General features: G+C 65.8%; 10 protein-coding genes. 8 read left to right on the top strand and 2 right to left on the bottom strand.

Annotation, left to right across the window (positions count from 1 at the left end):
* The first annotated feature begins 125 nt into the window (after positions 1 to 125).
* The 5 genes from AC0L3U_RS34145 to AC0L3U_RS34125 all read left to right on the top strand — a co-directional run bounded on the left by AC0L3U_RS34145 (position 126) and on the right by AC0L3U_RS34125 (position 5,659).
* The gene (locus AC0L3U_RS34145) at positions 126 to 797 is read left to right on the top strand and encodes an OmpA family protein (RefSeq protein WP_473364680.1); all 672 of its coding nucleotides are present in this window, start codon (positions 126 to 128) and stop codon (positions 795 to 797) included.
* A 158-nt stretch (positions 798 to 955) separates the two neighbouring features.
* The gene (locus AC0L3U_RS34140) at positions 956 to 1,885 is read left to right on the top strand and encodes an efflux RND transporter periplasmic adaptor subunit (RefSeq protein ID WP_456766715.1); all 930 of its coding nucleotides are present in this window, start codon (positions 956 to 958) and stop codon (positions 1,883 to 1,885) included.
* Positions 1,885 to 5,034 (top strand): efflux RND transporter permease subunit, encoded by a 3,150-nt coding sequence (locus AC0L3U_RS34135; RefSeq protein ID WP_473364679.1) that lies wholly within the window; start codon positions 1,885 to 1,887, stop codon positions 5,032 to 5,034. The genes AC0L3U_RS34140 and AC0L3U_RS34135 overlap by 1 nt, the downstream gene beginning before the upstream one ends.
* Before the next feature lie 35 nt (positions 5,035 to 5,069).
* Positions 5,070 to 5,378, top strand: a complete 309-nt coding sequence (locus tag AC0L3U_RS34130) for a hypothetical protein (protein ID WP_473364678.1) — start codon at positions 5,070 to 5,072, stop codon at positions 5,376 to 5,378.
* Positions 5,375 to 5,659: a type II toxin-antitoxin system RelE/ParE family toxin gene (locus AC0L3U_RS34125; RefSeq protein ID WP_473364677.1), complete on the top strand. Its 285-nt coding sequence runs from the start codon at positions 5,375 to 5,377 to the stop codon at positions 5,657 to 5,659. The genes AC0L3U_RS34130 and AC0L3U_RS34125 overlap by 4 nt, the downstream gene beginning before the upstream one ends.
* A gap of 5 nt (positions 5,660 to 5,664) precedes the next feature.
* On the opposite strand, the gene AC0L3U_RS34120 is transcribed toward AC0L3U_RS34125, so the two are convergent.
* The gene (locus AC0L3U_RS34120; RefSeq protein WP_007599026.1) at positions 5,665 to 6,339 is read right to left on the bottom strand and encodes a Crp/Fnr family transcriptional regulator; all 675 of its coding nucleotides are present in this window, start codon (positions 6,337 to 6,339) and stop codon (positions 5,665 to 5,667) included.
* A gap of 235 nt (positions 6,340 to 6,574) precedes the next feature.
* Here AC0L3U_RS34120 and AC0L3U_RS34115 point away from each other — a divergent pair, with 235 nt between their 5' ends.
* From AC0L3U_RS34115 to AC0L3U_RS34105, 3 genes are all read left to right on the top strand, one after another.
* Positions 6,575 to 8,653: an AsmA family protein gene (locus tag AC0L3U_RS34115; protein ID WP_473364676.1), complete on the top strand. Its 2,079-nt coding sequence runs from the start codon at positions 6,575 to 6,577 to the stop codon at positions 8,651 to 8,653.
* Between the two features lie 273 nt (positions 8,654 to 8,926).
* Positions 8,927 to 11,374 carry an adenylate/guanylate cyclase domain-containing protein gene (locus tag AC0L3U_RS34110; protein WP_473364675.1) on the top strand — a complete coding sequence of 816 codons (2,448 nt, stop codon included), beginning with the start codon at positions 8,927 to 8,929 and terminating at the stop codon, positions 11,372 to 11,374.
* 249 nt (positions 11,375 to 11,623) lie between these two features.
* Positions 11,624 to 12,451 carry a hypothetical protein gene (locus tag AC0L3U_RS34105; protein WP_473364674.1) on the top strand — a complete coding sequence of 276 codons (828 nt, stop codon included), beginning with the start codon at positions 11,624 to 11,626 and terminating at the stop codon, positions 12,449 to 12,451.
* Here AC0L3U_RS34105 and AC0L3U_RS34100 read toward each other — a convergent pair whose 3' ends face one another.
* Positions 12,452 to 13,741 carry a Spy/CpxP family protein refolding chaperone gene (locus tag AC0L3U_RS34100; RefSeq protein WP_473364673.1) on the bottom strand — a complete coding sequence of 430 codons (1,290 nt, stop codon included), beginning with the start codon at positions 13,739 to 13,741 and terminating at the stop codon, positions 12,452 to 12,454. It abuts the gene before it with no gap.
* Positions 13,742 to 13,859 lie beyond the last annotated feature (118 nt).

Genomic DNA, 13,859 nt, shown 5'->3' with positions numbered 1-13,859 from the left:
ATGTGCCTCGAACCCGCGACGGCCCGGCGAAGACTAATTGAACGGATGCCGCCGCCCGCCTTTTCGGGGCGGCTTACTGCAGGATTTTCGAACCGCGCCAGCTGGCTGCGCAGGAGGGACTGGCTATGAGATTGGCTGCAAAGGGACTTACCGCAATCCTGTCCATCATCACCGTCGGCGCCGCGCTGTCGCTGACGATCCCGCTGGCCTTCGCGGGCGACGACGGCAACAGCAAGAACGTCACCGAGGACGAGGTCCTCCGCGCGCTGGCGCCGCCGCCGAAAAAGCCGCTGACCCGCGGCCTCTCGGTCGCTCCGCAGGCCGATCCCGCACCGAGTGCGGCTGAGTCCAAGCTGATCCAGTCCGTGCGCGGCCGCTCGACACGCTCCCTTTCGTCGGTCGAGCGTGAAGAAATCGCGTCGGCGGCCAAGGACAAGCCGAACATCGATTTGGAAATCACGTTCGACTACAACTCGGCCAATATCAGCGCAAAGTCGCTTGCCTCGGTCCAGGCGCTCGGCCGTGCGCTGACCAGCCCCGACCTGAAGGGCTCGACCTTTGTGGTCGCCGGCCACACTGACGCCGCCGGCGGCGAGAGCTATAACCAGGATCTGTCGGAGCGCCGCGCGGATTCGATCAAGCGCTATTTGGTCGACAAGTACAGCATCTCCGCGACCGACCTCGTCACCGTCGGCTACGGCAAGAGCAAGCTGAAGGACCCGGCCCAGCCGATGGCCGAGGTCAATCGTCGCGTGCAGGTCGTCAACATGGAAAACAGGACCACCGCATCGAAGTGAGCACGACGTAATCCTTTGAAGTGACAAGTCGTGATGTGGTGTAAAGTCTTGCTTCCAGCGCGCGTCCCGCAGCCTTGCGGGACGCTGCTTCATTTCAGGGAAACGCTCTCCATGGGCCGCGCGCGGATGGCCGTGAGCCAGGCCAGGACGATCCGGCGATGAACCTCTCCCAATATCTCAAGCCGGCCGGAACAGTGGTCTTCGTCGTCGCACTCGGCGTCGGCTATTATCTGTTCGAGCACCGGCATCGCGCCGAGCCTAAGGAAACGCCGAGCGAGGCGCTGGTCATCGTGACGAAGTCGACCAATGCCTGCTTCTCCGACCTGGTCCGGGTGACCGGCTTCTTCGTGCCGCGCCGCGAAGCCGTGGTCGTCGCCGACCAGGAGGGATCCAGGGTCACCGACCTCTTCGTCACCGAGGGCACCCTCGTTACCGACAATCAGGAGCTGGCGCGTCTGACCGCACCGCCCCAGATCCCGGGCCAGCCGCCGCGGCCCGGCCCGCAAGGACCGGTTTCGCTGAAGGCCTCTGCTCCCGGCCTCGTCACCGAGGTCCGCACCATCGTCGGCGCGCCGGCATCGCCGCAGGCCGGCCCGATGTTCCGTATCGCCGTCAACAACGAGATCGAGCTGGATGCGCAGGTCCCGGCGGTGCACATGGCCAAGCTCAGCTCCGGCGCGACGGTGCGCATCAGCCGCGACGACGCGCCCGATCTGATCGGGCGGGTCAGGCTGGTCGCGCCCGAAATCGATCGCGCCACCCAGCTCGGCCGCGTGCGCATCAGCGTCACCAACAATCCCTCGCTGAAAGTCGGCGTGTTCGCCCGCGCCTCGATCGACGCCAAGCGAAGCTGCGGCGTCGCGGTTCCGAAGACCGCGATCGACCATCTCACCGTGCAGGTCGTCAAAGGCAACATTGTCGAGACGCGCAAGGTACGGGTCGGGCTGTCGTCGGACAGCGCGACGGAAATCCTGGAAGGCCTCAACGTCGGCGAGATCGTCGTCGCCGACGCCGGCTCTTCGCTGCATGACGGCGACCAGATCAAGACCATGTTCGCTGATGAACTCGATCGCACGCGGGTACGCTGATGGCTCTCAATATCTCGGCATGGTCGATCCGCAATCCGCTGCCGTCGGTCGTATTTTCCATCATCCTCCTGATCCTCGGCTGGGTGTCCTTCACCAAGCTTGCGGTGACGCGGCTACCCTCGGCCGACATTCCCGTGATCTCGGTCGCGGTATCGCAGTTCGGCGCGGCACCCGCCGAGCTCGAATCCCAGGTCACCAAGACGGTTGAAGACGCCGTCTCCGGTGTCGAAGGCGTCAGGCACATCACCTCGCAGATCACCGACGGCCTGTCGGTGACGACGATCCAGTTCGCCCTGGAAACCAACACCGACCGCGCGCTCAACGACGTCAAGGACGCGGTGACGCGCGTGCGCTCCAACCTGCCGCAGAACGTCACCGAGCCCCTGATCCAGCGCGTCGACGTCATCGGCCTGCCGATCGTCACCTACGCCGCGATCTCGCCCGGCAAGACGCCGGAGCAGCTCTCCTATTTCGTCGACGACGTGGTCAAGCGCGCGCTGCAGGGCGTGCGCGGCGTCGCGCAGGTCGAGCGCATCGGCGGTGTGGAGCGCGAGATCCTGGTCTCGCTCGATCCCGACCGCCTGCAGTCGATGGGGCTGACGGCCGTCAATGTCAGCCAGAGCCTGCGCGGCACCAATGTCGACGTCGCCGGCGGCCGCGCCGAGATCGGGAAGAACGACCAGGCGATCCGCACCCTCGCCGGCGCCAAGACGCTGAGCGACCTCGCCGGCACCATGATTCCGCTGTTCGGCGGCGGCGAGGTCCGGCTCGACGATCTCGGCACCGTGACCGACACCATCGCAGACCGCCGCACCTTCGCCCGCTTCAACGGCGAGCCGATCGTCGCGCTCGGCATCAAGCGCTCAAAGGGGGCCAGCGACGTGAAGGTCGCCGAGGCCGTGCAGAAGCGCATCGACACGCTCAAGGCCACCTATCCCGACGTCGACCTCAAGGTGATCGACACCTCGGTCGAATATACCAATGGCAATTACCACGCGGCGATCTCGACCCTGTTCGAAGGCGCCATCCTCGCGGTCGTCATCGTGCTGTTGTTCCTGCGCGACCTGCGCGCCACCATCATCGCCGCGATCTCGCTGCCGTTGTCGATCTTCCCGGCATTCTGGGCGATGGACCTGCTCGGCTTCTCGCTCAACCTCGTCAGCTTCCTCGCCATCACGCTGTCGACGGGTATTCTGGTCGACGACGCCATCGTCGAGATCGAGAACATCGTCAGGCACATGAACATGGGCAAATCGCCCTATCGTGCCGCCCTGGAAGCCGCCGACGAGATCGGCCTCGCGGTGATCGCGATCTCACTGACGATCATCGCGATCTTCGCACCCGCGAGTTTCATGTCGGGCATCGCCGGACAGTTCTTCAAGCAGTTCGGCATCACCGTCTCGGTACAGGTGTTCTTCTCGCTGCTCGCGGCGCGCTTCGTCACGCCGGTGCTCGCCGCCTACTTCCTCAAACATGGCAATCACCAGGAGCCACCGCCCGGCCGCGTGCTGCGGTCCTATCACAGGCTCGTGGCTTGGTCGGTGAAGCACTATTTCATCACGGTGCTGGCCGGCTTCGGCGTCTTCGCCGCCTCGATCTGGAGCATCACGCTGCTGCCGCAGGGTTTCCTGCCGGCGCAGGACAGCTCGCGCTCGCTGGTGGCGCTCGAGCTGCCGCCGGGCACGCAACTCGCCTACACCGAAAAGGTCACCGAGGACATCGTCGCGCGCCTGCGCAAGCGGCCCGAGGTGAAGAGCATCTTCGTCGACGGCGGCCGCGTTCCACCGGGGACCCAGGAAGTCCGGCGCGCCGCCTTGATCATCAACTACACGCCCAAGGACAGCCGCGACATCACCCAGCGCGAGCTCGAATTCTCGATCAGCCAGGAGCTGGAGAACATTCCGGACATCCGCTTCTGGTTCCTCGACGAGAACGGCCTGCGCGCCATCTCGCTGGTCGTGACCGGCGCGGACGCCAACATCGTCAACAACGTCGCCAGCGAACTCGCGACGCAGATGAAGCGGATTCCCACCATCTCCAACGTGATCTCGGAAACCACGCTGGAGCGGCCCGAGCTGCGCGTCGAACCGCGCGCCGATCTCGCCGCACGGCTCGGCGTGTCGACCGAAAGCCTGTCGCAGACCATCCGCGTGGCCACCATCGGCGACGTCGGCCCCGCGCTCGCCAAGTTCGACGTCGGCGACCGTCTGGTGCCGATCCGCGTGCAGCTCGAGGATGCCGCGCGCGGCAATCTGAAGACGCTCGAACAGTTGCGCGTGCCGCTCGGCGAGCACGGCGAGAAGGGCGGGGTGCCGCTCTCCGTCATCGCCGACGTCAAGCTCGACCAGGGTCCGACCAGCATCAACCGCTACGATCGCGAGCGACAGGCGACCGTCGCGGCCGATCTCGTCGGCTCCGCCGCGCTCGGCGACGCCACCAAGAAGATCTACGACCTACCGGTCATGAAGAGCCGGCCGAAGGGCGTGAAGGTCTCCCCCTCCGGCGATGCCGAAAGCCTGAACGAACTGTCCGAAGGCTTTGCCACCGCGATCACGGCGGGTCTGATGATGGTCTACGCCGTGCTGGTGCTGCTGTTCGGCACCTTCCTGCAGCCGATCACCATTCTGTTCTCGTTGCCGCTCTCGATCGGCGGCGCGATCGCGGCCCTGCTGGTCACCGGCAAGCAGCTCACGACGCCGGTGTGGATCGGCATCCTGATGCTGATGGGCATCGTCACCAAGAACGCGATCATGCTGGTGGAATTCGCCATCGAGTCCATTCACGCCGGCACACCGCGCGAAGAAGCCATGATCGACGCGGGCATGAAACGCGCACGCCCGATCGTGATGACCACGATCGCGATGGCCGCGGGCATGATGCCAAGCGCGCTCGCGGTCGGTGCGGGCGGCGAGTTCCGCTCGCCGATGGCGCTCGCGGTGATCGGCGGCCTGATCTTCTCGACCATCCTGTCACTGGTGTTCGTGCCCGCGATGTTCATGGTGATGGACGATCTCGGCGCCCTGATCTGGCGCTTCGCCAAGCGACTGGTCGTGCACAGCGAAGATGCGGAGGGCGCCGGTCATCATGAAGCGGCGCCGGCCGACGCCATGCCGGGGCCGAAGAACATCGTGCACCCTGCAGCGGAGTAGCTATTGCCTCCGGATCTCGGGCTCGACATCGCTAAGTGAAGTGCTATCTTTCGGGAATGAACCTCGTAAGCCGAACGCTTGAGATCGACGCCGACACCGATGCCCGTCTCCGGGAGATCGCGTCCGAGCGGGGAAAGGACGTAGCAACGGTTCTCGCAGAGGCCGTCGCATTGCTCGATTCAGTGATCGACGTTTCTGGTCCAGACCTCGCAGAGGACCGCAGTCGCTACGATGATTTCAATCGCACCGGTCTAGCTGTGCCACTCGACGACGTCAAAGCGTGGGTGGCAAGCTGGGATTCGGCAGACGAGCTGCCCCGTCCCCAGCCGCGCAAGGTGAAATGATCCACCTTTCGCCAACCGCTGTCGAAGACATCGAGCGGCTGCGAACATTCCTCGACACTGTTAATCCTGGCGCCACGAAACGCGCCTTGGCCTCGATCTGGAAGGCAATCGATCGTCTGCCGGAATTGCCGGCGCTGGGCAAACCGACTGAGGATGCCGTCATCCGCCAAATCATCGTCCGCTTCGGCTCGTCAGGTTACATCGTGCGATATGTCATCGTTCCCGAGACACGCGATATTCTCATTACGAGAATCTGGCATGGCCGTGAAGCACGGACCTGACGCCCCTACTCGTTCCGCGCGATCGCCGTCAGCTTGGTCATGTTCCGCAGCAGGATGCGGCCGCGCTGGAGATCGAGGATCGCTTCCTTGCGCCAGGCCTGAAGCTGGCGGTTGACGCTCTCGCGGGCGGCGCCGACGAAGACGCCGAGTTGCTCCTGCGAGATGTGCACCTCCGAGCCGAAATCGGCGGCGAGCGCGCAGAGGCGCCGCGCGAGGCGAACCGGCAGCGGCTGGAGCATGGACTCTTCCATGCGCTCGCTCTGCCAGCGGATGCGCTGGCACAGCAGCGCGATGATCTTGATCCCGACCTTCGGCTCGCGTTCGAGGAAAGCGAGAAAGTCTTCGCGCCGCAGCACGAACAGCTCGCTGGCTTCGCCCGCGGTCGCGTCCGCAGTGCGGCTCTGGCCGTCCAGCACCGCAACCTCGCCGAACAGGTCGCCCGGCCCCATGAAGTTCAGCGTCAGGCGGCTGCCGTCGGAGGCGCCGGTCTCGATACGGACTTGGCCACGGCGCACGCCGAACAGCGCATCGCCCGCGTCGCCCTTCTGGAACAGCACCTCGCCATTCCCCAGATGCTGGGTGTGGCAGAGATTCGCCAGCCGCTGGAGTTCGTCTGCGCCGAGATCGGCGAACATCGCATTCATCTTGAGGATGACCGCAAATTCGGCCTGCTTGCTCATTTCAATATCCTTGTGAATTTCGTTGGCAAATCGCTTGGAACCATCAACATCAGGATCGCGTAAAACCGCGCCGGGGAAGTGTGCCATAAGTCACATAACTTTGCAGCACCCCCAGACTATTTTTACGTGCTTGGAGCCGCTTCCCGTCCCGGGATAAACTCAGGCGCAAAGGACGGGTGGAAATGACGGTCATGTGCCGGATTCGACGCCGATCGCTCGCCGCTGGAAAATCGACATGAGAGCCGTGAAATTCGCCGGCGCGGCGGTGGCCGCGATCGTCATCGTGATCGCACTCCTGCTGGTGGTCGGGATCCCCTCGGGCTTCCTGACGTCGACGATTGCCTCGCGGGTCGAGAGCGCGACCGGCTATCGCCTGTCGATCGACGGCACCATCAGAATCAGTTTGTGGCCGACGCTGAACGTGACGCTGAACGACCTCACGCTTGCCGACCCCAAGGACCGCAGCGGCATCACCCGCCTGGCCATCGACAGCGTGCAGGCCGACATGTCGCTCGCGAGCGTCTGGTCGGGCCGGCCGAAGATCAGCGAGCTCGTCGTCACCCATCCCGTGCTCTACCAGCCGCTGCTGCGTGAGCGCCTGCCGAATGCCGGCGGCACGTCGAAGCCGGTCGCGCTCGATACCGACGGCGCCGCCATCGAACGCATCAAGGTCACCGATGGCGAGATCGCATTCGCGCGGGTGCGCGATCGCGTCGAGAGCCGCATCAGCGCCATCAATGCCGATGCGATCGTCGGCCGCGACCGCAAGATCAGCATCACCGGCACCGCACGGGTCGGCGAGCATCCGACCAAGTTCGACATCAAGGCGACCACGCCGGCGCCGCCGGCCGACCGGCCGACCATTCCGGTAGATTTCGCCATCGACATGCCGGACGTGTTGAAGTCCCGGCTCGCGGGTCATGCCGAGATGCGGCTGAGCGGCGATGTCGTGATGATCAATGGCGTAAGCGGCACGCTCGGCGATGGCGCGTTCAACGGCTGGGCCTCGGTCGATATCGCGAGCAAGCCTCTGGTCAAGGTCGATCTCGACTTCCAGCGGCTCGCGATCCCGCTGGCGAAATCGCCGGAAGGCGCGTCCGGGCAACCCTGGAGCGATGCGCCGATCGACGTGTCCGGGCTCAACTATGTCGATGCGCAAATCAGGATCTCCGCGCATGAGGCGGTGATCGGCGAGGCACGCCTCGCGCCGCTGGCGGTCGATGCAAAACTCGCCGGTGGCGTGCTGAAGGCCGGCACCGCCAATCTCGGCGCCTATGGCGGCCAGGTCTCGGGCGAATTGATCCTGGATGCGACCAGCGGCGCGCCGAGCTTTGCCATGCATTCCGACCTCGCCGGCGTGCGCGCGCTGCCGCTGCTGCAGGGCCTCGCCGAATTCGACCGGATCGACGGCAAGCTGCAGGCCAAGCTCGCGCTGCGCAGCGCCGGCACCAGCCAGCGCGCGCTGATGGCGAATATGCAAGGCACGGCCTTCGTCAATTTCCAGGACGGCGCCATTCGCGGCATCAACGTCGCGCAGATGATCCGCTCGCTGACCTCGGGCACGTTGTCCGGCTGGCAGGCAAACCAGGACAACGGTCGGGAGCAGAGCACGGATCTGTCGCAGCTCTCGGCGTCGTTCCGGATCGACAAGGGCCAGGCGGTGACCACCGATCTCAACCTGACCGGACCGCTGGTCCGCGTGACCGGCGCCGGCACGATCGCGCTCGACACCAAGATGATGGGCTTTCGCGTCGAGCCGAAGCTGGTGATGACGACCGAAGGCCAGGGCCGCGCCGCCGAGCCGGTCGGCTTCGGCATTCCCGTGATGATCCAGGGCACATGGTCGCAGCCGCGAATCTATCCCGACATGGCCGGCATGCTGGACAATCCGGACGCCGCCTATGCCAAGCTGCGCGAGATGGGCAAGGGGTTGTTCGGCGCTGATGGGGCCGGGCTCGGCAATATTCTGGGAAGCCTTGGCCTCGGGGGAGCCACCGCGCCGGGTGGCGGCAATGCGGCCGGCAATGCCAATCCGCAAACCCAGCAGCCCGGACAGAACAATTTGCTCGGCGGCCCCCTGGGCGAGGCGCTCGGCAATCTGATCCAGCAGGGACTTTCCGGTGGCGCGGGAAACGGCACTGGGACTGCCACCGGTACAGGCACTGCCACCGGCCGCAGCCGCAGCCTGCCTGCAGCGCCATCCACACTGATGCCGCAAGCTTCGCCGGCGTCCCCCGGCCTGGAGGACCCGCCGGCGGCGCAGCAGGACAGCCAGCCGATGAACGACGTGCTGCGGCAGCTTTTTAATCGATGATTGCAGGACCAAAGCGCTGGGCTCCCAGCCCTCCTTTGCCAAGGACACCCTCTTACATCGGCTGGCCCGGCCGCGGCTTCCCCCAAACGGATGAGACTGCGACAATTCACCATCCTTCCGCCTGCCCCGACGCCCACAGCGGGTAACCACACCGGCCGGTCAGGCGGCCCCGACCAGTCCCTTCACAGTCCGTTGGACCAAATTGTGCTAGAAGGCTCGCAGGGTCCGTGCGGCCCGTAGCGCCGGCGCCGATGGCGGCGCGAGAGGATCGGGATGGCAGGAGCGAACGACAAGACACGGTTTCTGCGCGAGGGTCTGTTCGCCAAATACGTCGTCTCTCTCGTCGGCCTCGTCGTGTTCGTGCTCGCCGTCAACGGCGCGATGGAGAGCTGGATCTCCTACCGCGCCACCAAGACACAGCTGACTGACGGTCTCGAGGACAAGGCGCAGGCCGCCGCGCGGCGGATCGAGCAGTCGATCTCCGAGCTCGAGCGCCAGATCAGCTGGGTGACGACGGCCAGCCGGGACACGCTCGAGAAGCGTCGCGCCGACTACGCCCAGCTCTTGCAGCAGGTCTCGGTCGTCACTCAGCTGTTCCAGCTCAACGGCGACGGGCGCGAGGTGCTGCGCGTCTCGCGCCAGTCGACCACGACCGGCAGCAACGCCGACCTCTCCCGCGACATGCGCTTCACCGACACCGTCGCCCGCGGCGTCAGCTACGCACCGGCCTGGTTCTCCGACCGGACGCCGTTCATGTCGATCTCGGTGGCGCATTCCGGGTTCAACGCCGGCGTCACCGTGGCCGAGCTCGATCTCAGCTTTCTCTCCGAGTACCTCTCCGACGCCCAGGTCGGCAAGGCGGCCTTCGCCTATGTGGTCGATCCGCGCGGCCGCGTGCTGGCGACGTCGTCGAAGGGCCCCGAGATCGGCAAGGATTTGTCGAAGCTGCCGCAGGTCGCGGCTGCGGTCGCACCGGGCCACGCGCCCGACAGTTCGGGCACCGACTTCAACGGCCATGCGGTGATGAGCGCGGCGAGCACCGTGCCGAAGCTCGGCTGGAGCGTGATGTTCGAGCAGCCGACCACGCAGGCCTTGATGCCGATCCGCGACCAGCTGGTGCGCATTGCGCTTTTGATCGGCATGGGCCTGCTGGTCGCGATCCTCGCCGGCACGCTTCTGGCGCGCCGCATGATCATCCCGATCACGGCGCTACGCGACGGCGCGCACAAGCTCGGCGAGGGTGATTTCAGCCATCGCATCGAGGTGCACACCGCGGACGAGCTGGAAGATCTCGCCGGCCAGTTCAACCGCATGGCCGACCAGATCCAGGAAACCTATTCGGATCTGGAGACCAAGGTCGAGGAGCGCACCCGCGATCTCGCGCAGTCGATCAACGAGCTCAAGGTGCTGGAAGAGGTCGGCCGCGCGGTCGCGGCCTCGCTCGATCTCAACGCCGTGCTGCCGACGATCGCCGCGCGCGCGATCGAGATCACCCATGCCGACGCCGTGCTGATCTACGGCTATGATGCCGAGGTGCGCCGCTTCAATCTGGTCGAAGCCAACGGCATCGACAAATCCGCCGACGGCGCCCATGTCACGATCGACGAAGGCCAGGATATCCTGAGCGATGCGGCCGGGAGCGGCGAACCGATCGCGATCGCCGATCTCGACCAGGCCTCCGGGCAGCCGCTGCGCGACGTCGCGATCGCGGCCGGCTTCCATTCGGTGCTGGTGGTGCCGCTGGTGGACCAGCAGGGCACGCTCGGCTCGCTGGTGGTGCTGCGCCGTGCCAGCGGCGAGTTCGCCGCCAGCATCATCGGCCTGATGCGTACCTTTGCGAACCAGGCCGTGCTGGCGATGCGCAATGCGCGGCTGTTCACCGAGGTCGACCACAAGGGCCGCGAGCTCGCGGCGGCCCACGAAACCGTGCAGCAGCAGGCCGCCAAGCTCCAGGAGCAGACCGAGCAGCTGCGCAACTGGAATCGCTCGCTGGAAGAGCGGGTCGAGAAACAACTCGGCGAGATCGGCCGCATCAAGCGGCTCGAGCGTTTCCTCGCCCCGCAAGTGGCGCAACTGATCGCCTCGTCCGACGGCCACGATGCGCTGCTCGACAGCCACCGCCGCGAGGTCACCGTCGTGTTCTGCGATTTGCGCGGCTTCACTTCGTTCACGGAGGCGACCGAGCCGGAAGAGGCGATGAACGTGCTGCGCGAATATCACGCCGCGCTCGGCGAGCTGATCCACCGCTATGAAGGCACGCTGGACCGCTTTGCCGGCGATGGCGTGATGATCCTGTTCAACGCGCCCATTCAATTTGCCGACCACACCAAGCGCGCGGTGAAGATGGCGGTCGAGATGCGCGATGTGATTGGCCAATTGACCGAGAAATGGAAGAACCGCGGCCACTCGCTCGGCTTCGGTGTCGGCGTCGCGATGGGCTACGCCACGCTCGGCCAGATCGGCTTCGAGCAGCGGCTCGAATATGCCGCGATCGGCAGCGTCACCAATCTCTCCTCCCGCCTCTGCGACGAAGCCAAGGCCGGCCAGGTCGTCGTCAGCCGCCGCGTCTACGGCATGGTCGAGCCCTGGGTCGAAGCCCGCGCGCTCGACGATCTCGTGCTCAAGGGCTTCAACCACCCCGTGCTTGCGATGGAGATCTTGTCGTGGCGCGAGGAGGTCGAGAACGTGGTGGATGCCGCCGCGGCAAGGCGGCGCGGGTAGTCCAAACAAAAAAGTGCGAAAACAACCCCATGCACAGTAGCCGGGGCCTGCAAGATCAATGACTTACGCGGGCACGGAATTGGCTGGAGGCGGTTTGACTCGTCGGGCAAAACACCGGCAGGATGGTAGCATCCCCACGAACCACATCCCCCCTCGTTGCGACTAACGATCGCCTCAGCGTCGGGGCGAAAGTTCGGATGGAGCTGACCTGTGGCGCTTGCCTTGCCTTCGCGTGCGTATGATTTGCAGATGCTGGATCGGCCCGCTGATCGCGCGCGTGATCATGGCTGGGTCTACGGCCTGCCGCCGGGCATCAGCAGCGAACAATGGCCGCTTGATCCCGTCACCGGGTTTCCGCTGATGCACGGCTTCACCTTGAAGCTGCCGGAGGATTATCGCGTGCATGGCGAGGACATCGTCGCGGTGTCGTTCTTTGCCACGGCGCCCGATCACAACGACGGCGGGGCGCCTGACGATCCCGAGATGCGCGACGCGGTGCTGGCGCGCCCCTCGCATCCGCGGCTCTCGCGTATGACCGACATCCTTGATTACGAATATGCCGCGCTGCTGTTGACGAAGAGCGAGTACGAGGGCCCGTTCGCTATGCCGCCGGCACCGCTTGCGCTTGCGACGACGGAGCGGCCGCGCTGGCTCGATGTCGGCGGCGCCAGCGCTTTCTTCGAATCCGCCCCGCCCTTCGCGCAGAAGATGTTCGCCGGCCCTCCGCGGGGCGATCTGGCGGAGAATCTCGCGATCGCCTTGATGCCGCGCGCGGCTGATCCCAACGCCGGCAAGGCCCCGCAGGACCCGCACTTCCCGCGCAACCCGCCGAGCGACTATCAGTCCTACTACTACTTTGTCGACGGCGTCCCGAGCACCGAGAATTTCCGCTCGCACGACTGGGGCAAGGACCACGCCCACAACCACCTCGGCGGCACCATGCGGCCCTGCCAGGCGGTGCCGGAGATGAGCCCGTTCTACATCGAGTTCGAGGAATATTTCGGCGGCTACAATTTCGGCAGCGGCAACGCGCAGCTCGACTTCAAGGACATGAAGTTCGAGTGGGCCTGCGGGTGATCACACCCCGCGCTTCGGCCCCATCGCCTCGAACCCCGCCTTCTGCTCGTCGCTTAAGTCGGCCTCGAAATCGTCGAGCGCGTCAGTGACGCCGTTCACCGCCTGCAGCATCGTCTCCAGCCGCGCCTTCACGGCCGTGAGGCGTGCTTGTGGTGTCGCTGCGGCCTGTGACGGACAGGCGCTGAGCGTTTCCATGGTGCGCAGCGTGGTGTCCTGGAGCACGTCGAGGCGGACGCGGGCGGTGTCGTCGAGCTTGAGGGTGGAGGCGATCTCGGCCGCGGGCCATTGCTGCTGCACGAGCTGCTCGTATTGGCGCTGCAGCTTCTCGTCGTAGCGGGGATCGCTGTCCGCCTGGCAGGCCGATGCCGCCTGGGGATTCTTTCGCTGGATCGCTGCAAGTGCGGCGCGGCGGTCCTTGGCCAGGCCATCGAGCCTGGCCTTCTGGTCGTCGTCGAGGAGATCGGCGAATTTTGCCAGCGCAGGTGCGACGGCGTCCGTCGCCTTGATCATGGCCTCGATGCGCTCGCGCATCAGGCCGAGGCGCTCGATGGCCGTTGCGGGGACCTGCGTCGGACAGGCGGCGCGGATGGTGTCGCGCGCGGATGCCCACGCGGTGGCGAGTTCGTCGAGCGCTGTGCGCTGCAATTCATTCGGCTGCACGATAGCGGCGATGCGATCGACCGGCAGGCCGCCGGTGTCGCTGGCATCGCAGACCGTCTCCGCGGTCGGGACTCGCCGTCCGCGCCGCCCTTGCGGCGTGGTGTAGGCGGCAAGCTCCGTGGCCGCATAGGGCGCGAAGATCGCGGCATAGATGTCGCCATAGCCATACAGCGAGAGGCTGGTCGTATCGCCGAGGATGATCGCGGTGGTGAGATCGTCATGCGCGAACGGCCAGAACACCGGGCCGACCCAGCCGTAGCTGCCGTCGGGGTGGCGCCACCAGCCCTGCGGACGGCGGCCGCCGCGCCAGCCCGCCAGCGCAGCTTGCGCCGTCATCGCCGCACGGAGGACGTAGGGATTGGCAGGCTGGCCGCGCTCTGCGCCGCGAGGATCTTGCGACCTCAACGCTGCGGAGCGGTATCGGCTGCCCCGCACCGCCATGCGGGCATGGCGCAAGCGTGACATGCCGATCATGTGGCCGACGGCAAAGCGCGCGACACCGAGCGGACCGCCGCGGAAGCCGAACTGCGCCTCGGCGCGACCTGGCAACAGCACCGCCAGAATCACGAGGGTTGCGCCTGATAGCACCAGCCCCAGCCTTGGCCTGAGCCCCAAGCGTGATCTCGACATGACCACTGACCTGTCCACCTTGGCCCTCCTCCGGCGCCAAGCGCGCATCGCGTCGCATCACCATGACGCGCGAGGGAACCAAATGTTCCGGAAGCGCACAGGGCAAAGCGTCGCAACG

The organism is Bradyrhizobium sp. Kon69, from assembly GCF_055807515.1.
The sequence above is the reverse complement of the archived record's forward strand: the minus strand, read 5'-3'. Positions and strand labels throughout refer to the sequence as shown.